Below are 22,928 nucleotides of genomic sequence, written 5' to 3' on the forward strand. Positions count from 1 at the left end.
AGGGCACCAATCGCGCACGCGGGGGCGGACACCTGTCACTGCGGAGGGCGGCAGGTGTCCGGCGTCAGCTCAGCACGCCGTGCAGAGCGGAGCGCAGAGCCCACGGGGTCGCGGCCGCCCAGGCCTGCGGGGAACACGAGTGCGGGTAGGGCACGGGCCTGGACGAGACCGCCCGGTCGTAGCCGCCGAGCACCTCGGGAAGGCGGTGACCGTGGTGCGCCGCCGCCTCCGCGAGGCCGTTCACCACTCGGACCACTTCGGCGGTGAGGCCGTAACGGGCGAGGCCCAGGGCGATGACGCCGTTGTCGTGCGGCCAGGCGCTGCCGCGGTGATAGGAGAGCGGATGGTAGGGCCGCTGCCCCGCGGCCAAGGTGCGGACGGCCCAGCCGGAGAAGAAGTCCGGTTCCAGGAGCCGCCGGCCCACGCGTCGACCGCGGTCCTCGTCGAGGATGCCCGACCAGAGGAGATGCCCCGCGTCCGAGGCGAGCGCGTCGACCTGGCGCCCGTCGCCGTCCAGGGCGAGGGCGGGGAAGTCGTCCTCCACCAGCCAGAAGTCCCGGGCGAAACGGGCCCGCAGCGCGTCGGCGAGCCGGTTCAGCCGCTCGGCGTAGGCGGGGTCCTGCCACACGGCGCCGGCCAGGCGCGCGGTGCGGCGCAGCGCGTCGTAGGCGTAGCCCTGGACCTCGGACACCGCGATCGGGCCGCGCGCCTGGGTTCCGTCCTTGTGGCAGACGGCGCCTGCCGAGTCCTTCCAGTTCTGGTTGACCAGGCCGCCCGGGTCCGGCGTGTACACCAGGTATCCGTGCTCGGTGAGGCCGCCGTCGCCGAGCATCCAGTCGACCGCCGACCGGGCGTGCCGCTCCAGGCGTCGGGCCAGGGCGGCGTCCTTCGTCGTCTCGTAGTGGGCGTGCAGCAGGACGAGGAAGAGCGGCGTGGCGTCGATCGTCCCGTAGTAGCGGCCGTAGGGCACCTGACGGAAGTGGGCGAGCTCGCCGTGGCGTATCTCGTGCACGATGCGGCCGGGCTGTTCACCGCGGAAGGCGTCGTGGTCCCGGCCCTGGGTGGCGGCGAGCGCGCTGAGGGTGCCGGCCGCCGTCGCGGGCCGGTAGGGCAGCATGAAGTACGAGGTCAGCAGCGAGTCCCGGCCGAACAGGGTCAGGAACCACGGCACGCCGGCGGCGGGCACGGCCACGGGTTCGCCGTCCACCCCGGTGGCGGAGATCGTCAGCAGGTCCAGGTCGGCGAGGCCCTGGGCGCAGGCCCTGCCCAGATCGTCGTCCGCGGTGTCGACCGCCTCGGTCGCCGGCTCGTCGGCTCCCCGCACGGCGAGTCGGGGGGCGCCGTGCGGGTGCGCCTCGACCCGTAGCCGCAGCTCGGCGCTGCCGTGCGGCTCCAGAGCGAGACGCCAGACCAGTACGTGGCCCTCGGCCCCGGTGCGTACGTCGTCGGGGGCGGGAGCGGCGCTCACCGTGGTCCGTACGTGCCAGTCGGCCCTGCGGTAGTCGAACGCCAGGCCCGTCTCCGTACGGTCCACTCGTCGCACGGCGTCGGGTTTGGGGTAGTGGCGCTCGTCCGCCCGCAGCTCGAAGGTGTCGGCGAAGTCCGCGTCCACGCCGACGGCCACCTCGGCGACGAGCGGAGCGGAGCTGTTGCTCACCACGCTGAGAACGTCCGTGAAGGCGCCCGCGACGACGGACTGGCGGCGCAGCACCGTGTACGCGGGCGGCGCGTCCCGGGTGCCCTCGGGGGTGAGTACGGATTCCCCGGCGCCGTCCCCCGCGGGCGTGACGGGGGAGAGGACGGCCGGTCTGCTTCCGTCGACGGTGAGGTGCCACCGGCTGAGGTGACGGCCGTCGCGGACGAACAGTCCGTCCGGCGAGGCGCCGCGCGCGCCGGTGATACCGCCGTCGGCGTCCAGGTGCACGAAGGTGGCGTCGCGCACCAACTGCGCGCGGGGGGCCGCGTTGCTCATCGGTCTGTCTCCTGATCGGCGGCGAGCAGGTCGAGGGTGAGCGCCGCCGTCCAGGAGAACGCCCGGGCGCCGCGGCCCCGGCCCGTGGTCGGGTCCACGTACTCGGCGAACTCCGAGGCACCGGCCGTCTCCAGGACCGAGGACCGGATGCGGTCGGCCTGGGCACGGCGCCCGTGGGTGCGCAGGCCGCGCTCGACGAGCCAGGCGGTGTTGAACCAGGCGGGTCCGCGCCAGTACCGGGTCGGGTCGAAGGCGGGGCCGGCCAGGTCGTAGCTGGGGACCAGGCCCGTGGCCCCGGCCCGGAACCGGGGCCCCTCCAGGGTCGCCACCAGACGGTCGACGAGCTCCGCGGGGAGGCCGGGGACGAGCAGGGGGACGAGCCCCGCCACGCTGCGCTCGGGCACCAGGGTGCCGCCGCGCAGGTCGCGTGCGAGGAAGATGCCCGCCTCGTCGTCCCACAGGCGGCTCACCAGGGCCCGGGTGAGCCGGGCGGCTCGCTCCTCGTGCGGCGCGGCCTCCTCGCCCACCTCCGCGGCGATCATGGCCAGGGCCCGCTCACCGGCGATCAGCAGAGCGTTGACGCACGGGTCCTCCAGCGCGAAGGCGGGCCGGGCTGTGCGGTCGTCGTAGCCCGCTTCGCGGTAGTCGACGGCGAGTTGGACGTAGCGGCCGTAGTCGAGGTCCGTGGGCCGGTCCGCGGGGTGTCCGTGCTCCAGGTCGGCGCGGCGGAAGGTGCCGGGCTCCGCCGGGGTGACACGCGCCAACGGGGCGTCCCAGCACGGGCTGTTGTCCATGCCGGCCTCCCACGGGTGGACGACGGCGACGAGCCCGCCGCCGCCCAGGTCACGCGCGGCCGTCAGGTAGTGGTGCCAGGCCACGAGCCGCGGGTACAGCCGCGCCAGGAAGCCGCGGCGCCGCGACTGCCCGGGGTCGGCCTGGTGGGTGAGCCAGACCGCGAGTGCGTGCACGGGCGGCTGGATGATGCCGGAGGTCTCCTGCGCCGCGGGCGCACCGGCGGCGGCGCCCGCCGTGGAGGACCGCCAGAAGTCGGGGCTGGGGAAGTAGGCGCCGTTCGGCACCGCGGAGTTGAAGACGATGTGCGGGACGCGGCCGTCGCTCCACTGGGCGGCGAAGAGCGACTCCAGCTCGCGCTGTGCGCGGCGCGCCGACAGGTGGCGCAGGCCGATCGCGATGAACGCGGAGTCCCAGCTCCACTGGTGCGGGTACAGGGTGCGGGAGGGCACGGTGCCGGTGCCCCGCCAGTTGTCGAGGAGGACACGCGCCGCCCCGCGCCGCAGGGTCAGGTCCGCGGCGCGGGTGCGGGCGGGCCGCTCGATCAGGGACGTCACGCGCCGGACCCCTTGAGGAAGGCGGGCACGGCACGGACCGCCTCGACCGGGTCACCGGTCAGCCGGCACTCGGCCGCGAGGTAGCCCTCGTAGCCGATGGTGTGCAGGGCGTTCAGCCAGGCCGGCCAGTCGAGGTGGCCGGCGCCGGGCTGCAAGCGGTTGGAGTCGGACACCTGGGCGTGCCCGATGTAGAGCGCGTGGGCGAGGATCGCGGCGGCGGGATCGCTCTCCTCGATGTTCATGTGGTAACTGTCGATGCCGATGCGGACGGAGTCGAGACCGACCTCCTTGATCAGGTCGGCGGCCTGTTCCAGGCGGTTGACCATGTGGTCCTCGTACCGGTTGAGCGGTTCGAGGTAGAGCGTGACGCCTTCTGCCCGGGCGTGCTCGCCGAGTTCCGTGAGCCCGGACAGCAGGATCTCGCGGTCCTGCTCCTCGGAGCGCGGCGGCTCGAAGGGCGGCAGCCGACGGGAGAACATGCCGTACGAGGCGGGGGTCTGGGCACCGAGCCCGCCGAGCTCGGCGACGACGGTGAGCTGCGACTTCATCTGCTCGATGGCGTCGCGGCGCAGGTCGTCGTCGAAGGCGCCGAAGAAGTGGAGCATCTCGACGCAGACGGTCGGCATGACGACGCCGTCCTTGCGGGCCTGCCGCAACTCCGGGAGCCGGGAGGCGAAGTGGAGGTCGCCCTTGGCGCGCAGCTCGATGGCGTCGTAGCCGGCCCGCTGCGCGAAGTCCCACTTCTCCTGGAGGGTCTCGCCGGGCAGCAGCTGTTCCTGGGCCGCGAACTTCAGCATGTCGGTTCCTCTCAGAATTCCAGGACGACCTGGAGGGCGTCGGCGGGCCGCTCGTCGAGCAGGACGTAGGCGTCGGCGGCGTCGGCCACCGGAACGACGTGGCTGACCAGGGAATCCACGTCGACCTGCCCTTCGGTGACCAGGCGCAGGAACGTCTGCTGCAGTCGCTCCACCGTCCAGCGGCCGGACAGCGGGGCCGGCACTCCGCCGATCTGCGAGCAGACGATCTCCACGCGGTTGTGGTGGAACTCGTCGCCCAGGCGCAGTCCGACGCCGTCGCCCTGGTAGAAGCCGGACGCCACGACCCGGCCGCCGGCGGTCACCGAGCGGACGGCCTCGTGCAGCGCCGGGTAGGCGCCGCTGATCTCGATCGCGAGGTCGGCGCCGCGGCCGCCGGTGGCCGCGCGGATGTTCTCTGCGACGGTCCCGGAGCGTGCGTCGAGCGTGCTGTGGGCCCCGTAACTCTTCGCCTTTTCCAGCCGGTTGTCGAGGGCGTCGACAGCGGTGACGCGGGCGCCGCTGAGCCGGGCGAGGCGGGTGGCGATCAGGCCGATGACTCCCTGGCCGAAGACGGCGACGTCCTCGCCGAGGTTGATGCCGCCGGCCAGGACCGCGTTGTACGCGATGGCGCCGACCCGGGCGAAGGCGCCGGCCAGCGGCTCCAGGCCCGCGGGCAGCGTGTGGCCGATCATCCGCTCGGCGGGGACGATGCCTTCGCTGCGGTGGCCCCAGATGCCCCACACGAGGTCGCCGACGGCGGGCATGCCCGGCGCGTCGGTCGACTCGGGAGAGATTTCGGTGACTTCACCGACCTCGGAGTAGCCCCAGCCGGCGACCGGGTAGCTGATGCCGGCCTCGTCGTCGCGGAACAGCCGGGCCCCGGCGTCCCAGGTCCGGGTCAGGTAGGGGTTCGTGCCCCGGTAGGCGGTGAGTTCGGTACCCGCCGATATGCCGGAGTAGCGGGTGCGGACGCGCAGATGGCCGGGCGGCAGATCGGCGCTGCGGTGCTGCGCCACCTCCACCTGGCGGGGGCCTGTGAATTGAACGACGCGTTCCACGAACGACTCCGAAAGGGGTGGTGCGGGTGTTGGTTGCGTCGACAATATCCCCAACTTATGTCTTGTCAACATGCAAAAGTAGTGCTGAGATGCCTCACGTATAGACGTAAGTCGGCGATGAGGACAGGCAATGCGCACCAGGACCCGGCGGTCGAGGACGACCGCGGCCGGCGTCACGGCGGCTCTGGGCATCGGACTGCTCACGAGTTGCTCCACCAGTACAGGCCCGGGCACCCCGGACCGCGAGATCACGGTGTGGTCCCAGGAGAACCTTCCGGACCGTGTCGCCGCGACACAGGAGATCGTCGACGGGTTCGAGAAGAAGACGGGCATCAAGGTGCATCTCGTCGGTGTCGACGAGGGCCAGATGCCCCAACTCATCATGTCGGCCGCGGCCTCCGGGCATCTGCCGGACGTGATCGGCGCCGCCCCCATGGGGCAGACCTGGCAGATGTACACCAACGGCCTGCTCAACACGGACATTCCCCAGCAGATCGTAAAGAAGCTGGGCCGCGACACGTTCGACAAGAACGCCCTGGACCTGACGACCGACGGGAACGTGAACCTCGGTGTCCCCTCCGACGCCTGGCTCCAGCTCCTCGTCTACCGCAAGGACCGGTTCGACCGGGCGGGCCTCGGCACGCCCGACACGTACGCCAAGATCCTCAAGGCAGCCAAGAAGCTCACCACCAAGGGGCACGACGGCATGTCCGCCGCCACCGACCCCTCGGACGTCTTCACGTCACAGAGCTTCGAGAGCCTCGCCCTCGCCAACGACTGCCAGCTCGTCGACGGGCACGGTGACGTCACGCTCGACTCGCCGCAGTGCGTCAAGGCGTTCGACACCTACGACCAGCTGGCACGCGAGTACGGCGCCCCCGGAACACAGACGGTCGACTCGACACGCGCCACCTACTTCTCCGGCCGCTCGTCCATGATGATCTGGTCGTCGTTCCTCCTCGACGAACTCGCGGGCCTGCGCAAGGACGCCCTGCCCAGCTGCGAGGAGTGCGGCGAGGACCCGCGGTTCCTCTCGGACCACACCGGGATCGTCACCGCGCTCAAGGGCGCGGACCCCGGCCGCACCGCCCAGCCGGCGCAGTTCGGTGAGGTCACGTCGTGGGTGACCACCAAGACGGCTGAGACGGCGGCCTCCCGCACCTTCATCGAGTACATGATGAGCAGCGGCTACGAATCCTGGTTCGGCATGGCCCCCGAGGGAAAGATCCCCGTCCGCCACGGCACGGCCGCTTGGCCCGACCGCTACGTGAGCGCCTGGCGCCACAGCAAGCTCGGCGTCGGCACCCGCAAGCCCCTCGACGAGGTGTACTCGCCGCGGCTCCTCGGGCAACTGGCCGCCGGCGTCGGCGACATCCGCCGCTGGGGCATCGAACAGGGCGAGGGCGCACTCGTCGGCGCCACCAACGGGGAGCTGCCCGTACCCAAGGCCATCGGCTCCATGACCAGCGGTCAGGCGACGCCCTCCGAGGCCGCCCGGGAGTCCGAGGAAGAAGTCGCCGCCCTCAAGAAGTCCCTGCAGTAGCCGCCCCCGTGCCTCGTGAACGCCTCGTCGAAAGCCATGCCATGACTACCGCCCCCGGCGCCCAGCAGCGCCGCAACCCTCCCGACGGATCGCCGACACCGCCCGCCGACGGCCGCCGGAGCCGTAAGCCGCTGACCGCGAGTCGCCGGACCAACCGCGCGGGACTCGCCTTCGTCAGCCCCACCTTCCTCGTCGTGCTCGTCGTCGTGGTGCTGCCGATCCTGTGGACGGTGCTGCTCGCCTTCCAGCACGCCAAGCTCGTCGACATCCAGGGCATGGGCCTGTTCGGGAACTGGAGCCTGCGCAACTTCGAGCAGGTTTTCGACTCCGCTGGCTTCTGGTCCAGCCTCGGCACCACCGTCCTCTACACCGTGGGCGGCACCTTCGGCTCGGTCGCGCTCGGCCTCGTCGCCGCCCTCGCTCTGCGCAAGCCCTTCCGCGGCCGCGGCCTGCTGCGCGCCGCGATGCTGCTGCCGTACGTCGCACCCGTCGTCGCCGTCGCCTTCGTCTGGGAGGTCGCGCTCAGCCCGCAGTACGGCATCGTCAACGCGTGGGGACAGAAACTCTTCGGCTGGGACGACCCCATCGCGTTCCTGTCGACCCGCGCGTACGAAGTGCACCTGCTCGGCCTGCACTTCGACATCCCGCTTGCACTGCTCACGGTCATCGCCTTCGAATGCTGGCGCTACTTCCCCTTCGCCTTCCTGTTCATCCTCGCCCGCCTCCAGGCGGTGCCGGACGGACTCGAAGAAGCGGCGAAGGTCGACGGCGCCACCCCCACCCAGCGCTTCCGGCACGTCCTGCTGCCCCAGCTCATGCCGGTGATCGCGCTGCTCTGCGTCCTGCGTTTCATCATGACGTTCAACAAGTTCGACGACGTCTACCTGCTCACCGGCGGCGGCGCCGGCACCGACGTCGCCGCCGTGCGCGTCTACGACTTCCTCACCTCGCGCTACGACGTCGGCGCCGCCGCCGCCCAGGCGCTCGTCCTGGCCGCCGCCCTCATGGTCCTGCTGGGCCTGTACTTCAAGCTCTTCGGCAACAAGACGCAGGAGGAGTCGTGACCCACAAAGCGGCCATGACACGAGCCCGGTTCGAGGAGCGGTTCTTCGGCGTCGCGCGCTGGGTGGTCATCGCGTTCCTCGCCCTGATCACCCTCGTGCCCTTCTTCTACATGCTCCTGCTGTCGTTGAAGCCCATCGACTCACTGCTGCTCGACCCCGGCTCCCTGTGGGTCTCCGCCGAGCAGCTCACCTTCGCCACCTACACCGAGGTGCTGCGCTCCACCGACGACGGCGGCCAGGGTTTCCTCCAGCTCCTGCGCAACTCCGCCCTGGTCTCGCTCGGCACCGTGGCCCTGACCCTGCTCGCCGCCGTACCGGGGGCGTACGCGATCAGCCGCCTGAAGTTCTCCGGCAGCCGCCAGGTCAGCGCGCTCTTCCTCGCCGTCTACCTGTTCCCCTCGACGCTCCTCGCCGTTCCGCTCTTCGTGATGTTCGCGAAGATCGGCCTGTCGTCCAGCCTCGTCGGCCTCGCGATCGTCTACGTCGCACAGACCGTCCCCGTGGCGATCTACATGCTGAAGAACTACCTGGTCACCATCCCGTACTCGATCGAGGAGGCCGCCGCCCTCGACGGCTGCAGCCGTGTGCAGACCGTGCGCAAGGTGATCCTCCCGCTGGCCCTGCCCTCCCTCATGGCGACCGGCCTCTACGTGTTCATGATCGCCTGGAACGAGTTCCTGTTCGCCCTGCTGTTCCTCGCCGCCGACCCCGGCAAGTGGACGGTCTCGCTGGGCCTGGCCCAGCTGTCCAACGGCATCGAGGTCTCCAAGACGGTTCTCATGGCCGGTTCCGTGGTGCTGACGATTCCCGTGGTAGTTCTGTTCTTCGCCGCCGAACGCCTGCTCACCGAGGGCCTGACCAGCGGCGCCGACAAGAGTTGAACAGGGGGAAGCAGCGATGATCACGCCGAGTCCGGCGAGCTCGGGCCGACTGCTGCAGCTGATCCGCAGCGGCCAGGCCAACACCCGGGCCGACCTGCAACGCGCGACCGGCCTGTCCCGGTCGACCGTGGGGCACCGCCTCGACGAACTCAACCGGGCCGGCTGGCTGCGCCAGGACACCGGCACCTCGACCGGCGGCCGGCCCTCGCACCGCCTCGCCTTCGACCCCGGCCACGCCGCCGTCATCGCGGTGGACCTGGAGACCCGGTACGCCCGCGCGGCGGTCCTGGACCTGGCGGGCACCGTCCTGGCCGAGCACAGCACCGAACTGGACATCGGGGACGGACCCGACCGCGTGCTCGACCGGCTGGCCCGCTGCTTCCCGGATCTCCTGGTCGCCGCCGGGACACCGGGCGAGCGGATCTGCGGGATCGGGCTGTCCGTACCGGGCCCCGTCGACTGGGAGACGGGGCAGGTCGTGCAGCCGCCGATCATGCCGGGCTGGGACGGGTACCCGATCCGCCGGCGCCTGCAGGAGGCGTACGCCCAGCACGTGGGCGCCGGCCTGGAGGGCGCGTCCGTACCCGTGTTCGTCGACAACGACGCCAACCTCATGGCCCTCGCCGAACAGCAGACGGGCCACCCCGACTGCGCCGCCTTCGTCCTCGTGAAGGTCTCCACCGGCATCGGCGCCGGTGTCGTCATCAACGCCGACGTCTTCCGCGGCATCGACGGCGGCGCCGGCGACATCGGGCACATCCGCCTGCACGACCGGCCCGACGCCGTGTGCATGTGCGGTTCCACGGGCTGCCTCGCCGCCGTGGCCAGCGGACGCGCCCTGGCCAGAGAGCTCAGCGGCCTGGGCCTCGACGTCTCCTCCGGAACCGAGGTCAAGGCGCTCCTCGACCAGGGCCACCCCGACGCCGTCCGCCTGGCCCGCGAAGCCGGGCGACGGGTGGGAGAGGTGCTGGTCACCGTCGTGACCCTGCTCAACCCCGGCGTACTCATGCTCGCCGGAGACCTGTCGGGCATCCCGTTCATGACGGGCGTCCGCGAACTCCTGTACCAGCGCGCGATGCCCCGCGCCACCGCCCACCTGAACGTCGTCACCTCCCGGCTCGGCGACCACGCGGGCCTCATCGGCGCCGCGGCGATGGTGGTCGGCGTGCTCTACGCGCCCGAGCGCGCCGACGCCCGGCTCAAGGCCCGGGCAGCGGCCCCGTCGCCCGCCCCCAGCGCGCGATGACCTCTCGTCCGTACCGCACAAGAACAGCAGGACACCACGTGACCGAGACCGAGACCGAGACCGGCACTGCGGTCTGGCCCCACCCACCCGTCCGCGTCGGACTCGTCGGAGCGGGGCCCTGGGCCCGCGCGATGCACGCGCGGACGCTCGCCGCGGGCCCCGAGACGAGGCTGACCGCCGTCTGGGCCCGCCGGACGGAGGCGGCCCGGGAGACCGCGGCGCCCCACGGCGCGCGGGTGGCCACGAGCTTCGACGACCTCCTGGAGCACTGCGAAGCCGTCGCCTTCGCCGTGCCGCCGTCCATTCAGGCCGAACTCGCCCCCCTCGCCGCCAAGAAGGGCAGAGCGCTCCTCCTGGAGAAGCCGTTGGCCCTGGACCTCGCAGGCGCCGAGCGGCTCGTCGACGCCATCGACGAGGCGGGGGTCGTCTCCCAGCTCGTGCTGACCAAGCGCTACCACCCGGTGACCCGGCGCTTCCTCGCGGACGCGCGGCGCCTCGACGTCACCGGCGCCCGCTCCTGCTACCTCCACGGCGCCTTCCTCGGCGGCGAGTTCGCCACGTCCTGGCGGCTCGAACACGGCGCGCTCCTCGACCTGGGCCCTCACCTGCTCGACCTGCTCGACGCCGCGGTGGGGCCCATCGCCGACGTCCGCGGCACCGGCGACGCACGCCGTTGGATGGAGCTGACCTGCGAGCACGAGAACGGAGCCGTGAGCCAGGCGTCGTTGTCCGGCGCGGTCTCCCGCGAGCGGGCGCTGACCCGGATCGAGCTGTTCGGCCCGCAGCCGGAGCTCGTCTACGACACCGCGGGCATCAACCACGAGGAGTGCTGGCCGGTGCTGCGGCGCGAGTTCGCCGCGGCGGTCAGGTCCGGGCACTCCGGCGACCTCGACGCCCACCGCGGCCTGCGTTTGCAGCGGTTGCTCGCGCAAGCGGCGACGCGGAGCTGATCCGGCCGCGGGGCGGCAGGTGCTCCGGGGGACCGTGCGACTCGGGGCATGCGGAAGAGCCTGCCTCGACCAGGCCGAACAGGCTGGAAAGGTGCATACTCGAAGTAATTCTGAGGGTCGGAGGACTCCATGATCGCACTCGGACTCATCCTGCTCATCATCGGCCTCATCGCCGGCATCTCCATCCTGTGGACCATCGGCGTCGTCCTCGTCGTCATCGGCGCGGCGCTGTGGATCCTCGGAGCCGCGGGCCACGCGGTGGGCGGTCGCAAGCACTATTGGTGATCGGCAGGGTAGCGCCCGAGGCTGCCATCGGCGCCCCGGGCCGCTGCCCCTGCGCCGTCCCCCAGGCTGCCTTCACCAGGCGAAAGACACGCTTCTACCATGAGGTCCGGTGTTCTTGACCGACGGACAGGAGGCGTGGCGGCGCGTGTTTTCGGTACAGGTCGAAGCCTTGGAAGGGGCTGTGTCGTTCCGGCTTCTCGGGGAACTGGACGTCGAGAGCGTGGTGCAGTTGAACGAGGCCGCGGAGACGGCGCTCGCCGCGCGACCGGCTCCGCGGCTGGTCGTGGTCGACTGCACGTCGCTCACCTTCTGCGACTCGTCCGGTATCGGAGGCTTGGTGCGGCTCTACCAGCGCTTGTCGGCGCAGGGAGGACAGCTGCGGCTGGCGTCCGCGCCGGCACCGGTCGCCAGGGTCTTCTCGCTGACGGGCCTCGACGTCGTGATCCCCGTGCACTCCAGCACCGGGGAGGCCCTTGCCGCCGCCCGGACCGGTCATGACAAGGTGTCCGGCGAACGTACGGGGATGGCTTCGGGGGAAGGGGGGACGGCGTGACCGGCACGCCCAAGAGAGCGGCTGCGGTGCGCAGTCCCAAGGGTGACGCGCCGTCCGCCGCGGAGGCGGACCTGCGAGCGCTGTTCGGCGAGTCGACCGTGGTGTTCGCCTCGATGTCCGGCCCGGCCCATCTCCTGGAGGCCGCGAACCCGGCCTTCTACACGGCCGTCGGCCGCGCTCCGGAGCGTACCGGGCTGCCGATCGGCGAGCTGGTGCCCGAGCTGGCCGAACAGGGCTTCACCGCCCTCCTGGACCGGGTCTACCGCACCGGCCGCCCCTACACCGGACGTGATGCCCGCGTGCTGCTGGGTGAGGGAACGCACCTGCGCGAGGCGTTCTTCGACTTCACCTACGAGCCTCGCCGTGACGAAGGCGGCAACGTCATGGGGGTGCGGCTGATCGGGGTGGAGACCACCCAGGTCAAGCACGCCCAGCGGATGACGGCCGAGCACCGGGCCCTGCTGGAGCAGATCGCCCGCCAGGCCCCGCTGGAAGACGTCCTGGAGGGTATGGCGAAGGCCATCGAGGACCTGTCGCCCGACGTGCTGGTCTCGGTCCTGCTCGCCGACGACGACGGTCGTCACCTGCGGCACGGCGCCGCCCCGAGCCTGCCGGACTTCTACAACCAGGCCATCGACGGCATCGCCACCGGAGAGGGCGTCGGCTCCTGCGGTACCGCCGCGTACCGTCGCCGGCGGGTCATCGTCTCCGACATCGCCACCGACCCGTTCTGGGACGATTTCCGCGATCTGGCCAAGCGCGCCGGGCTCGCCGCCTGCTGGTCCACTCCCATACTGGGCCGCGACGAGCAGCTGCTGGGGACCTTCGCGATGTACCACCGCGTGCCCCGCGCCCCCGACGAGGCCGACCTCGCGCTCGCCGGTGTCTTCGCCGACACCGCGGCGCTGGCCGTCGAACGCCACCACGCCGAGCGGGCCCGCCTCGCCGCCGAGGCACGGGAGAAGGCCGCCCGCAACGACCTGGCCTTCCTCCTCAGGGCCAGTACCGCGCTGAGCGCCGACCTCGACTACGCCCAGACACTGCAACGGCTGGCCGCGCTGTGCGTGCCGGCCCTGGCCTCGTTGTGCGCGGTCGACGTCGTCGAGCAGGGCCGGGTACGCCGTATCGCCACGGCCGCCCCGACCGAGCACGCGCGGCAGCAGCTGGCCTCGCACATCCCGGTCTACGACGCCGTGGCCCGCGTGCTGGCCTCCTCGCTCTCCGAGATCGCCCGTCGCGTCCCCACCGGGCCCGGCCCCTGGCAGGACCTGGGCGTCACCGGGTACCTGTGTGTGCCCCTGACCGACCGCGGACAGACCTTCGCCACCCTGACCCTGCTCACCACCGGTGAGGACGTCCTCGACGGGCGCGCCGTCGCCCTGGCCGAGGAGCTCGCCCGCCGCGCCGCCACCGCCGCGGGCAACGCCCGCCAGTACACCCGGCGCGCCGCCCTCGCCCGCGACCTCCAGGCCGGCCTCCTCCTGCCGGACCTGCCCACCCTGCCCGGTGCGGAGCTGGCCACCTATTACCACCCGGCCGGCGAGGGACTGGAGATCGGCGGGGACTTCTACGACGTCTTCCCCTTGGACGACGGCGGCTGGGCCTTCATGCTCGGTGACGTCTGCGGCCGTGGCGCGCTGGCCGCCACCACCACCGCCCTGGTACGTCACACCGCGCGGGCCGTCGCCTCGTTCCTGCCCGGACCACGGGCCGTCGTCGAGGCCATCAACCGCGCCCTGACAAAGCGGCACGGCAGTCACGGCACCGGCTTCGTCACCCTCGTCTACGGCCACTTCACGCCCACCGGCACCGGACTGGACATCGAACTCGTCCGCGCCGGCCACACCCTGCCCCTGCACCTCACCGCCGACGGAGCCCGCCCGGTCAGCAGTGACGGTCCGCTCCTGGGCGTTCTGCCGGACCCCGACCTCGGCTCCCGCCGCATCACCCTCGCCGCCGGGGAAAGCCTCGTCCTCTACACCGACGGCATCACCGAAGCCCGCAACAGCGCGGACGAGCAGTTCGAGGAGGACCGCCTCGCCCAGGCGCTCACCCCGCCGCCGCAGCGGGCCCCGGACGTCCTGAGCGTCCTCACCGCCGCGGTCGCCGCCTTCACCGACGGCCGTGACGTCGACGACGACCAGGCCGTACTCGTCCTGACCGCCACCCTCCCGGTTCCGGCCACCGAGCAGCGCACGGCGAACGAAGAAAGCAGGCAGCTCGCCGGCCCGGACGACGACAGGGCCCGCGCGGCGGCTCGACCGCGGGGCGGACCCGACACAAGCGGTGCGGAGAAAGTCGGGTGACCGGCGCCGGGGCCGCCGCAGGATGAGGTCATGGATGACACGACCTTGGTCTCCCGTTTCCTCCGCGACGGCTTCGTGAAGCTGGAGGGTGCCGTCGCGCCGCGCGTGGCCGCGGACTGCGCGCGCCTGTTGTGGCGGGAGACGGGCTGCGACCCGGAGGACCCGTCGACGTGGACGAAACCCGTGCACTGGGTGGGCGGCATGGCGCAGGGACCGTTCGCCGCCGCACCCAACTCGCCGTGTCTGCAGCGCGCGTACGACCTGCTCGTCGGGGAGGGGCGTTGGGAGCCGCGCTACTCGATGGGCACGTTCCCGCTGCGTTTTCCGCACGAGGAGGAGCCGGACGACGCGGGCTGGCACATCGAGGGGAGCTATCTGCCCGAGGGGGAGAGCTGGTACTTCACGAACCTGCGCTCGCGGGACCGGGCGCTGCTGATGCTCTTCCTGTTCAGCGAGGTCGGCGAGGAGGACGCCCCGACCCGGATCCGGGCCGGTTCGCACCTCGACGTGCCGAAGGTGCTGGAGAAGTACGGGCAGGAGGGAGCGAGCGGGCTGACCCTCGCCCCCGATCTGATGGCGGCCTCCGACCACCGGTCCGTCGCTCTCGCCACGGGCTCTCCGGGCGATGTGTTCCTCTGCCATCCGTTCCTGGTGCACGCGGCGCAGCCGCACCACGGGGCGCGGCCACGCTTCATGGCGCAGCCGCCGCTGCTGCCGGCTACGCCGTACGAACTGGAGCGGGCCGACGGTGCGTACTCGCCGGTGGAGATCGCGATCCGCCGGGGCCTGGGAAGCGGCGAGTGAGGGAGAAGGAGCCGGGCATGCTGGAGCGGCTGAACCAGGCCATGGAGCACATCGAACGCCATCTCGACCAGTCCATCGAGGTGAAGGAGCTGGCACGCATCGCGGCGACCTCGGAGTACCACCTGCGCCGGATGTTCTCCGCGCTCGCGGGCATGCCGCTGTCGGAGTACGTCCGGCGCCGCCGGCTCACCCTCGCGGGCGCCGAAGTACTCGCGGGACGCCGGACGTTGCTGGAGATCGCGGTGCGGTACGGCTACGGCTCCGGCGAGGCGTTCGCGCGGGCGTTCCGTGCCATGCACGGCATCGGACCGGGCGAGGCCCGACGTACCGGCGCCGCGCTCAACTCCCAGTCCCGGATGGCCTTCCGCCTCACCATCGAAGGAAGCAGCACCATGCGGTACCGCGTCGTGGAGAAGGCGCACTTCGCTGTCGTCGGGCTCAGGACCCGCATCCCGTTGGTGCACGCCGGCCCGAACCAGGCCCTCATGGACTTCGTGCGCGGGATCGATCCCCGGACCGTCGAGCGCCTGGAGAAGCTGTCGGACCAGGAGCCCTACGGCATCGTCTCGGTCTGCGACGACATGGATCCCAGCCGCGCCGAGGGTACGGAACTGGACTACCACCACGGCGTGATCACCTCCGAGGCCGCTCCGGAGGGCACGACCGCGCTGGCCGTCCCAGCCGGCACCTGGGCGGTCTTCACCACCTCCGGCCCGGCGCCGCAAGCCATCCAGGAGCTGTGGCGGGACGTGTTCACCGAGTGGTTCCCGTCGAACCCCTACCGCACCCGCATCGGCCCCGAGATCCTGCGCACCCGCCTGTCACCGGAGAAGAACGAGGCCGACGCCGAACTGTGGCTCCCGGTGGAGCCCGAGCACGGCTGAGACCGGTGTACGCCCGCGGGCCCCGGAGTTCGCGCCTGTCCGCACAGCACACAAACGCAGGCGCAGTCTCGCGCCCCGTGGGTACTGGATCTCCATGGGCGACATTCTTATAGGCACGTGTTCGTGGACAGACCCGGCGCTGGTGCGCAGCGGCTGGTACCCGACCGGGCACCGGGACGCCGAAGGACGGCTCCGGTACTACGCCGGGCGGTTTCCGATCGTCGAGGCCGACGCGTCGTACTACGCCCTGCCTCAAGAGCGCGTCAGCCGGATGTGGGTGCAGCGCACCCCGGACGGGTTCACCTTCGACGTCAAGGCGTTCTCGTTGCTGACGGGCCACCCCACGCGCGAGGCGGTGATGCCGGACGGACTGCCGGCCGACGCACAGGATCCCGGTGTGATCGACGAGGTGTGGGCACGGTTCACCGAAGGCGTCGCACCGTTGCGGCAGGCCGGGCGACTCGGCAGCGTGCTCTTCCAGTTCCCGCCGTGGCTGCGGCCCGGGGAGCGAGCCGAACGGGTACTGGCGCAGACCGCGCGGCGCACGGCCGGCTGGCCGGTCGCCGTGGAGTTCCGGCACCCGGACTGGTGGCGTGCGGAGCAGGCCGAGACGACGCGCGCACTCCTCGCGGACCACGGCATGGCCGCCGTCGCCGTCGACATGGCGCAGGGGCTGTCGTCCTCCCTGCCCCCGGTCACGCCTGTCACCGACTCTCGGCGAGCCATCGTACGGTTCCACGGACGGAGCGCCTCATGGGGCCGCGGGAGCAAGGAGGACCGCTTCCGGTACGCGTACTCCGAGGACGAACTGGCCGAGTGGCTGCCACGGTTGCGGCAACTGGCCGAGCGCGTCGAGCGGGTTCACGTGCTGTTCAACAACTGCTGCGGTGACGCCGCCGTGCGGGCCGCCGAACGAATGAGCCGGCTGCTGCGCGAGGCCCGCCTGCACGCGTAGCAACTTCCTCGGCGCTCTCGATGAGGGAGGGGCGCCCCGGCCCGGGGCCACCGGTGAAGGTGGCCCCGGAAACGCAGGTCACCTGGTCGGCGGCTTGACCCACCCCTTCTTGACCAGCTGGTCACAGTGCCACTTGCCCTGTGAAGGGCTCTCGCCCTTCTGCTTGGTCGCGTTGAGGCAGTCCTGGTACGGAAACGGGGGCCCCAGCACAGGGGATGCCGGCGCGGCCTCGGCGGACACCGCCGACAGACCGAGCCCACCTGCGGCCACCACGAGGGCCAGGGCCATGCTCATCCGACGCACTACGTTCTCCTCTTCTCGCGCCGAAGCGGAACGCTCCGGAGATCCATGCCGTCCTGCGTCGGCTCGACCACCGCCGTGCAAGATCAGCAATCGGTCAACGAGCGGGGTCGTCCGCAGGACATCGCCCATCCGTTTGACTCTCCGGCCACAGGCAGCCAGTACGCGCCGCCTACCGGCCGCCGGTGGCCCGGCGGCCTCGCCTCACTTCAGGTGCCGGGTGAAGAACTGCGCCGCGGCGTCCCCCGCGAACTGCGGGACGCCCGCGTGCCCGCCCATGTTGGCGTGCAACGTCTTTTCCTTCGAGCCGAAAGCGTCGAACAGGTCCAGGGACGTTTGCCGGTCGTTCCCCTCGTCGTCCCACTGCAGGAGCACGTGCAGCGGAACGGTGACCTGGCGGGCGTCCTCGAACGTGACGCGTGGCACGAAACTCCCGGCGAACAGAACGGCGGCCGAGATCCGCGGCTCGACCAGCGCCAGCCGGGTCGCGAGGGCCATCACACCACCCGAGTACCCGACCGGGCCGCCGATCTCGGGCAGCGACAGGAGGGCGTCCAGGGCGGACCGCCATTCCGGGACGGCCTTCTCGACGAGCGGGAGGACGAGGGCGTCGACGATCTCGTCGCTGACCGGCTCACCGGCCTCCATGGCCCGGCGCAGGTCGGCCCGGGCCTGCTCGGTGGCGGCCTGACGGGGCCGGTCACCACTGCCGGGGAGTTCGATGGTGGCGGCGGCGAAGCCGTCCGCCGCGGCGCGCCGGGCCCGGTCCGCCAGCCGGGGGTACATCTTGTCCAGCCCGAGCGGGGGGTGTCCGAGCAGGATCAGCGGCACCGGCACGGATGCGGACGAAGGTGTCCACAGGATGCCGGGGATCTCATCGAGGGTGAAACGGCGTTCGAGAGTGCTGTCGTCGAGACGCTGTTCAGAGGTGAAGTGCATGGTCGTGCCTTTCGCGAGTGCCTTGACGGCGCTCCCGGACGACCTATCGCCCGACCGTGACCCCGGAGGAGAGCACCCATGTGGAAACGTTCACGGGTACCATCTCCTCGTTCTCTCGCACGGCCTCCGGCAAAGTAGCAGCGGCCGGCACGCTCTGCCAAACGGTTTTACGTGGCGGCTCCGTGGCCGCATGCCCGGGCGACCACGGAGACCGGGGGTGACCGGGGTCAGAACTGGTCGTCGTCCACGTCGTACCGGCGGCCGGACAGGCGCATCGCCTGCGGGGTCTTCGCCTCCGCCGTCACGTCGACGCCCGGCCGGCCGGACTCGACGACGAACTCGGCGGCCGTCGCCATCGAGGTCCCGCCCGGCTGCCACACGGTGTCGACCGTGCGCAGCGACGCCACCATCCGCTCGCGCGTCACGTCGCACAGGACGTACGCGCGGCGGTTGTCGATGTACTTCCAGTGCGGGCTCTCGGCCATGATCGGGTCGTACGTGGTGTGGAAACCGGCCACGTCGGCGTCACCGCCCGAGGTGATCGACGAACCGGTGATCTCGGCGCCGACCACGGGGGAGTCCGGGTCGTCGAAGTCCGGCTTCAGGTCACATGCCCAGGTGGCGTGCCGGTCGCCGGTGAGGACCACCGGGTTGGCGGCGCGTCCCGAACCGAAGAACTCCAGGAGGCGGCGACGCTGGGCCTGGTAACCGTCCCAGTTGTCGAAGTCGTAGACCTTCTCGGGGCCTGCCTTGCGGTCGTTCTGCGCCCACATCACCTGGTTCGCGAGGAGGTTCCAGCGGGTGCCGGAGCGCTCCATGCCGCGCGTCAGCCACCGCTCCTGCGCGTCGCCCGTCATCGTGCGCGACGCGTCGTAGGACTCGGCGAGCGTGGTGATCTGGTCGCTGCGGTACTGGCGCGTGTCGAGGACGTGGACGGTCGCGAGCTGCCCGTAACCGATCGACCGGTACAGCTGTATGTCCAGGCCGCGCGGCATCGAGGAGCGGCGCAGTGGCATGTGCTCCCAGTACGCCTTGAGCGCGGCGACGCGGCGGGCGCGAAACACCTCGGGGGACTGCGCCGCGGGGTCCTGGGGGACATCGTCGGCCCAGTTGTTGTCTATCTCGTGGTCGTCGAGCGTGACGATCCACGGCGCGTGGGCGTGCGCCGCCTGGAGGGCGGGGTCGGTGCGGTACTGCGCGTGCCGGTTGCGGTACTCGGTGAGGCTGTACGGCTCGCCGGTGCCCTCGTGACGGCGGACGGTGGTCGCGCTCGGCGTGGACTCGTAGATGTAGTCGCCGAGGAAGGCTACGAAGTCCACGTCCTCCTGCGCCGCGTGCTGCCAGGCCGTGAAGTAGCCGTCCTGCCAGTTCTGGCAACTGGCGAACAGGAAGCGGAGGTTGGAGAGGCGGGCGTCGCGGGCGGGCGCCGTGCGGGTGCGGCCCGTCCCTGACAGCTGGGTGCCCGCGCGGAACCGGTAGTAGTACTCGCGGTCGGGGCGCAGGCCGTGCACCTCGGCGTGGACGCTGTGCGCGTGCTCGGCGCGGGCGACCTCCACGCCGGAAGCGACGACGCGGGTGAAGCGCGGCGAGTCGGAGACCTGCCAGTGCACGGGAACGTTGCGCCGCGCCATGCCTCCCCCGCCGAGCGGGTCCGGGGCGAGCCGCGTCCACAGGACGACCCCGTCGGGCAGCGGGTCACCGGAGGCGACGCCGAGCGTGAAGAGGCCGGCCGGCAACCGGTCGGCGCTGCCGCTGAGTTCGGCGGCCGTCGCGGTGGAGGGGGCGAGCAGCGCGGGCGCGGCGAACGCGCCGAGCGCGAGACCTCCGCCGGTGAGGACGGTGCGTCTGGCCGGGGTGGGGCTGTGGCTCACGAGTTCTCCTTCGCGGGTGGGGAAGGTGCGGCGACCCGGGTGAGCCTGGTGAGACGGAGGGACGGTGGAGCAACGAACAGCCCAACTGCGGGCGGTAGTTGGCGGAAGGGGAGGTGCGGGTGCCCTGCGCCTCGGGGCACCCGCCCCGGAACCGGTGCGGGCCACAGCGGCGGAGGAGCACCACGTCGCCTCGACCCGTGCCGCCGGTCACGGTCATGAGGGGCGCTGGCCCGCGGGGCGTGCCGGGGTGCGGTGGCGGGGGTTGGCCTGGCGGGGCGGGCGGGTGAGGGTGACCTGTCGGACGAGCTGCTGGAAGCAGGCAAGACAGGCCAGGGCAGGGAGCGCGGCCGCGGTGGCGTCGACCGGGGTGTGGGGCGCCTGCGCGACGCACAGAAGCATGGAGACGCCGGAGAACGCGATGACGACCGCCCAGGAGTGGGCCGCGCGGCGCCGGTGCAGGGCGGCGCGGAGGATCGACAGGGAGGCGACGGTCCAGGGTCCGTAGATCAGCAGGGGCCACCAGCCGACCGCGTGGGCGGAGGTGCGGTACAGGGCGAGGTGGCGCAGCGGGTCGTAGCTGACGATGCCGCCGAAGACGCACACCATGCACACGGCGACCGCGGCGGCCGCGGCGAGCAGGAAGCTGGTGGTGCGCAGCACCCCGGGCGCCCGCTTACGAGAACGGGACCGTCGACGACGTCGGCGGTCGGGGGCGGGGCGCAGCGGAGGCAGCTCGCTGGTGATCCGGGTCAGGTTGGCGAGCGGCTCCTCGGCGAACCGGTCGGCGTCCGGGAGGTTGATGTCCGGGGGGCCGATGTCCAGGGGACCGGCGTCCGGCAGACCGGCGTCCGGGACGCGGACGTCCGAAAGGTAGGCGTCCGAAAGGTAGGCGTCCTCCACGACAGGAGAAGTACCGTTTCGCTCGTCCTCGACGGCCTGGTGCAGCAGGTGGGCGAGTTCCTCCGCCGGATCCCACTGCATGTCCACCGCGTCCAGCGGGGCCGCGGATTGTTCCCACGCCGGCATGTGGTCGGCCGGCGCCTCGTACCCTGTGGCAGGGCCCGGGACGGACGGTTCCGGGCGGCTGTGCCGGCCTCGCGCCTCATACATGGGAAAGCTGCGTTCGAGGCTCGCGGGAGCGGTGTCCTGACCCCTTCGGGCGGTCGGCTCCGGCCGCGAAGTCGGCCTCGATGCAGCCGAGTCCGGTCAGAAGGGTGCCGATGAGTTCGGCGCAGTGGCGCAGGTCGACTCGTTCGAAGGCGTTGTGCAGGGTCGCGTGCCCGCCCTCGGTACGGGCCGGTGTGTACACCCAGCCCCCCATGCGAATCGCGGCGGCGGAACTGCTCGTCGTGCCGGCCAGGAGGTCAGCCGTAGCAGACCTCGGCCTTGTTGTCGTCATATCCTCACCAACGCGCCCGCATTACGTAGGGTGCGCGGCAATCGAGTGACCTCTTTGTCGCATATTGAGTCTTTCGGGCTAGTGAGTCGCGGCCACCCGCCCACCCACGGCTCCGCCGTGCCCGCCGAAGACACGCGCAGCGGCGATGCGATGGGTGGGACAGCCGAGCCGACCGGAACGCCTGCTGAGGGGAGGCGTCGAGCGAGCAGGCGTCCTGCCTCACAGCCAGATCGTGGCCAGCCGACCGAGGACGGCCGCCGAGGCGATGAGCCCGAAGTTGAGGGCGATCCTGCGGTCCTCGCCGGTCAGGTGGACGGCGATCGCACCGATCTGCAGGAGCACGAACCCGATGGCCGCGACCAGGGCGAGCCAGGGGGCGATGCCGGTCAGAGGCGGCAGGATCAGCCCGGCCGCGCCGAGTATCTCGACCACCCCGAGCGTCCTCACGGCCGGCAGGGGCATGCGATCCACCCAGGCCATCATCGGGCGGAGCCGATCCCGGTCACGGGTGACCTTCACCGCGCCCGCGTAGAGATAGAAGAGGGCGAGCAGTCCGGCGACGATCCAATATGCGATGTTCATGATTCCTGTCCACGCTCACCGGTGGCGGACTCGGTCGCGTAGCGGCTCATCGCGTGGGCGCCGGCCTGCGGCGTCAGCGGCCGGCCGGCGGCGATCACGTCCTGGGCGAGGCGGCGCCCGGTATGGCTGCCGTCTTCGAGGACGCGCATGCGCGCGGCCCCCAGGATGATCACTTCGCCGTCGCCGGGGCCGACCACCGATACGGCGGGGTCGGTCCGCGATGCGCCGGTCTTCGCTTCTTCGGTCATGATCCAAGTGCACCGCCGTTCCCCGCGACTGTCCAAGACCTGTTCCGCAGCGCCGATGCCGTGTGGGTATCGTCGCAGCGTGGAGCTACGTACCCTGCGCTACTTCGTGGCGGTCGCCGAGGAACGGCACTTCGGCCGGGCCGCCGCCCGACTGCACATGAGCCAGCCGCCCCTGAGCCGGGCGATCAAGCAGCTGGAGAGCGAGATCGGGGCCCTGCTGTTCGTCCGCTCGCCCCAGGGAGTCACGCTCACCCCCGCGGGCGCGGTCCTGCTCGACGAGGCGCGGGCGCTGCTCGACCACGCCGAACGCGTCCGGGTCCGCGTGAGCGAGGCGGCCGGAGCCGCGACCATCACCGTCGGCATCCTGGGCGACAGCACCGATCCGGGAGCGACGAGACTGGCCGCCGCCTACCGCCGGAGCCACCCCGGTGTCGACATCCGCATCCGCGACACCGATCTGACCGACCCGACGTGCGGGTTGCGCGCCGGACTGGTCGACGTGGCCCTGACCCGGGCGCCGTTCGACGAGAGCGCCCTGACGGTACGTGAACTGCGTACCGATCCGGTGGGCGTGGTCCTGCGTGCCGACGATCCGCTGGCCCGCCGGGGCCGGCTGCGCCTCGCCGACCTCGGGGAGCGCCGTTGGTTCCAGTTCCCGCAGGGCACCGACCCGGTCTGGCAGGCGTACTGGAACGGTGGCGAGCCGCGTGAGGGCCCAGTGGTGCGCGTCGTCCAGGAGTGTCTTCAGGCCGTGCTGTGGAACGGCACGGTCGGCCTGGCCCCGCTCGGACACGATCTGACCGCGGAGCTGGCCGTGGTGCCGCTGATCGACATGGCGCCGAGCCGAGTGGTGGCGGCGTGGAACGAAGGGGACACCAACCCGTTGATCCGCTCGTTCGTCGAGATCGCGACGGCCGCGTACCGCCCCTGAGGGAAACACGC

General features: G+C 71.7%; 23 protein-coding genes. 12 read left to right on the forward strand and 11 right to left on the reverse strand.

The features are described 5' to 3' along the window. Positions 1–64 precede the first annotated feature (64 nt). The 4 genes from ACZ45E_RS29275 to ACZ45E_RS29290 are packed head-to-tail and all read right to left on the reverse strand — an operon-like array spanning position 65 to position 5,176. Positions 65–1,972, reverse strand: a complete 1,908-nt coding sequence (locus ACZ45E_RS29275) for an amylo-alpha-1,6-glucosidase (RefSeq protein WP_468226132.1) — start codon at positions 1,970–1,972, stop codon at positions 65–67. After that, on the reverse strand, positions 1,969–3,321 hold the full coding sequence (locus ACZ45E_RS29280) for an MGH1-like glycoside hydrolase domain-containing protein (RefSeq protein ID WP_468226134.1): 1,353 nt from the start codon (positions 3,319–3,321) through the stop codon (positions 1,969–1,971). Before ACZ45E_RS29280 ends, ACZ45E_RS29275 begins: the two co-directional genes overlap by 4 nt. Next, entirely contained in the window at positions 3,318–4,118 is an 801-nt protein-coding gene (locus ACZ45E_RS29285) for a sugar phosphate isomerase/epimerase family protein (protein WP_468226136.1), read from the reverse strand. The genes ACZ45E_RS29280 and ACZ45E_RS29285 overlap by 4 nt, the downstream gene beginning before the upstream one ends. Positions 4,119–4,129: 11 nt before the next feature. Further along, positions 4,130–5,176 carry a zinc-dependent alcohol dehydrogenase gene (locus ACZ45E_RS29290; protein ID WP_468226139.1) on the reverse strand — a complete coding sequence of 349 codons (1,047 nt, stop codon included), beginning with the start codon at positions 5,174–5,176 and terminating at the stop codon, positions 4,130–4,132. Between the two features lie 130 nt (positions 5,177–5,306). Between ACZ45E_RS29290 and ACZ45E_RS29295 the strand changes: the two genes are divergently transcribed. From ACZ45E_RS29295 to ACZ45E_RS29345, 11 genes are all read left to right on the forward strand, one after another. Continuing rightward, positions 5,307–6,719, forward strand: coding sequence for an ABC transporter substrate-binding protein (locus ACZ45E_RS29295; RefSeq protein WP_468226141.1), 1,413 nt, complete (start codon positions 5,307–5,309; stop codon positions 6,717–6,719). A 41-nt stretch (positions 6,720–6,760) separates the two neighbouring features. After that, entirely contained in the window at positions 6,761–7,783 is a 1,023-nt protein-coding gene (locus ACZ45E_RS29300; protein WP_468226144.1) for a carbohydrate ABC transporter permease, read from the forward strand. Positions 7,784–7,797: 14 nt separating this feature from the next. After that, positions 7,798–8,664: a carbohydrate ABC transporter permease gene (locus ACZ45E_RS29305; RefSeq protein WP_468226306.1), complete on the forward strand. Its 867-nt coding sequence runs from the start codon at positions 7,798–7,800 to the stop codon at positions 8,662–8,664. Positions 8,665–8,680: 16 nt separating this feature from the next. Beyond that, a complete protein-coding gene (locus ACZ45E_RS29310; RefSeq protein ID WP_468226146.1) occupies positions 8,681–9,910 on the forward strand; it encodes an ROK family protein in 1,230 nt (409 codons plus the stop codon). Positions 9,911–9,948: 38 nt separating this feature from the next. Beyond that, positions 9,949–10,860, forward strand: a complete 912-nt coding sequence (locus ACZ45E_RS29315) for a Gfo/Idh/MocA family protein (RefSeq protein ID WP_468226148.1) — start codon at positions 9,949–9,951, stop codon at positions 10,858–10,860. Positions 10,861–10,989: 129 nt separating this feature from the next. After that, positions 10,990–11,145: a DUF6131 family protein gene (locus ACZ45E_RS29320; RefSeq protein ID WP_468226151.1), complete on the forward strand. Its 156-nt coding sequence runs from the start codon at positions 10,990–10,992 to the stop codon at positions 11,143–11,145. Positions 11,146–11,254: 109 nt separating this feature from the next. Beyond that, a complete protein-coding gene (locus ACZ45E_RS29325; RefSeq protein ID WP_468226153.1) occupies positions 11,255–11,698 on the forward strand; it encodes an STAS domain-containing protein in 444 nt (147 codons plus the stop codon). Between the two features lie 26 nt (positions 11,699–11,724). After that, positions 11,725–14,004, forward strand: a complete 2,280-nt coding sequence (locus ACZ45E_RS29330; RefSeq protein ID WP_468226155.1) for a SpoIIE family protein phosphatase — start codon at positions 11,725–11,727, stop codon at positions 14,002–14,004. A gap of 30 nt (positions 14,005–14,034) precedes the next feature. Beyond that, on the forward strand, positions 14,035–14,808 hold the full coding sequence (locus ACZ45E_RS29335) for a phytanoyl-CoA dioxygenase family protein (RefSeq protein WP_468226158.1): 774 nt from the start codon (positions 14,035–14,037) through the stop codon (positions 14,806–14,808). Positions 14,809–14,825: 17 nt separating this feature from the next. Beyond that, positions 14,826–15,692, forward strand: coding sequence for an AraC family transcriptional regulator (locus tag ACZ45E_RS29340; protein WP_468226160.1), 867 nt, complete (start codon positions 14,826–14,828; stop codon positions 15,690–15,692). A 94-nt stretch (positions 15,693–15,786) separates the two neighbouring features. Next, positions 15,787–16,647 (forward strand): DUF72 domain-containing protein, encoded by an 861-nt coding sequence (locus tag ACZ45E_RS29345; RefSeq protein ID WP_468226163.1) that lies wholly within the window; start codon positions 15,787–15,789, stop codon positions 16,645–16,647. A gap of 78 nt (positions 16,648–16,725) precedes the next feature. On the opposite strand, the gene ACZ45E_RS29350 is transcribed toward ACZ45E_RS29345, so the two are convergent. The 7 genes from ACZ45E_RS29350 to ACZ45E_RS29380 all read right to left on the reverse strand — a co-directional run bounded on the left by ACZ45E_RS29350 (position 16,726) and on the right by ACZ45E_RS29380 (position 21,986). Next, on the reverse strand, positions 16,726–16,950 hold the full coding sequence (locus ACZ45E_RS29350) for a hypothetical protein (protein WP_468226166.1): 225 nt from the start codon (positions 16,948–16,950) through the stop codon (positions 16,726–16,728). A 201-nt stretch (positions 16,951–17,151) separates the two neighbouring features. Then, positions 17,152–17,886 carry a dienelactone hydrolase family protein gene (locus tag ACZ45E_RS29355; RefSeq protein WP_468226168.1) on the reverse strand — a complete coding sequence of 245 codons (735 nt, stop codon included), beginning with the start codon at positions 17,884–17,886 and terminating at the stop codon, positions 17,152–17,154. Between the two features lie 227 nt (positions 17,887–18,113). Next, complete coding sequence (locus ACZ45E_RS29360) at positions 18,114–19,757, reverse strand: alkaline phosphatase D family protein (RefSeq protein WP_468226171.1); 1,644 nt, start codon at positions 19,755–19,757, stop codon at positions 18,114–18,116. 213 nt (positions 19,758–19,970) lie between these two features. Beyond that, positions 19,971–20,783: a DUF2637 domain-containing protein gene (locus tag ACZ45E_RS29365; protein WP_468226173.1), complete on the reverse strand. Its 813-nt coding sequence runs from the start codon at positions 20,781–20,783 to the stop codon at positions 19,971–19,973. 76 nt (positions 20,784–20,859) lie between these two features. Beyond that, the gene (locus ACZ45E_RS29370) at positions 20,860–21,066 is read right to left on the reverse strand and encodes a hypothetical protein (protein ID WP_468226176.1); all 207 of its coding nucleotides are present in this window, start codon (positions 21,064–21,066) and stop codon (positions 20,860–20,862) included. Positions 21,067–21,375: 309 nt separating this feature from the next. Then, on the reverse strand, positions 21,376–21,738 hold the full coding sequence (locus ACZ45E_RS29375) for a DoxX family protein (RefSeq protein WP_468226179.1): 363 nt from the start codon (positions 21,736–21,738) through the stop codon (positions 21,376–21,378). Beyond that, entirely contained in the window at positions 21,735–21,986 is a 252-nt protein-coding gene (locus ACZ45E_RS29380) for a hypothetical protein (RefSeq protein WP_468226182.1), read from the reverse strand. Before ACZ45E_RS29380 ends, ACZ45E_RS29375 begins: the two co-directional genes overlap by 4 nt. A gap of 55 nt (positions 21,987–22,041) precedes the next feature. On the opposite strand from ACZ45E_RS29380, the gene ACZ45E_RS29385 reads away from it, so the two are divergent. Continuing rightward, complete coding sequence (locus ACZ45E_RS29385; protein ID WP_468226183.1) at positions 22,042–22,917, forward strand: LysR family transcriptional regulator; 876 nt, start codon at positions 22,042–22,044, stop codon at positions 22,915–22,917. The last annotated feature ends 11 nt before the right edge of the window (positions 22,918–22,928 follow it).

The sequence above is a fragment of the Streptomyces sp. NPDC030991 genome, assembly GCF_055571235.1.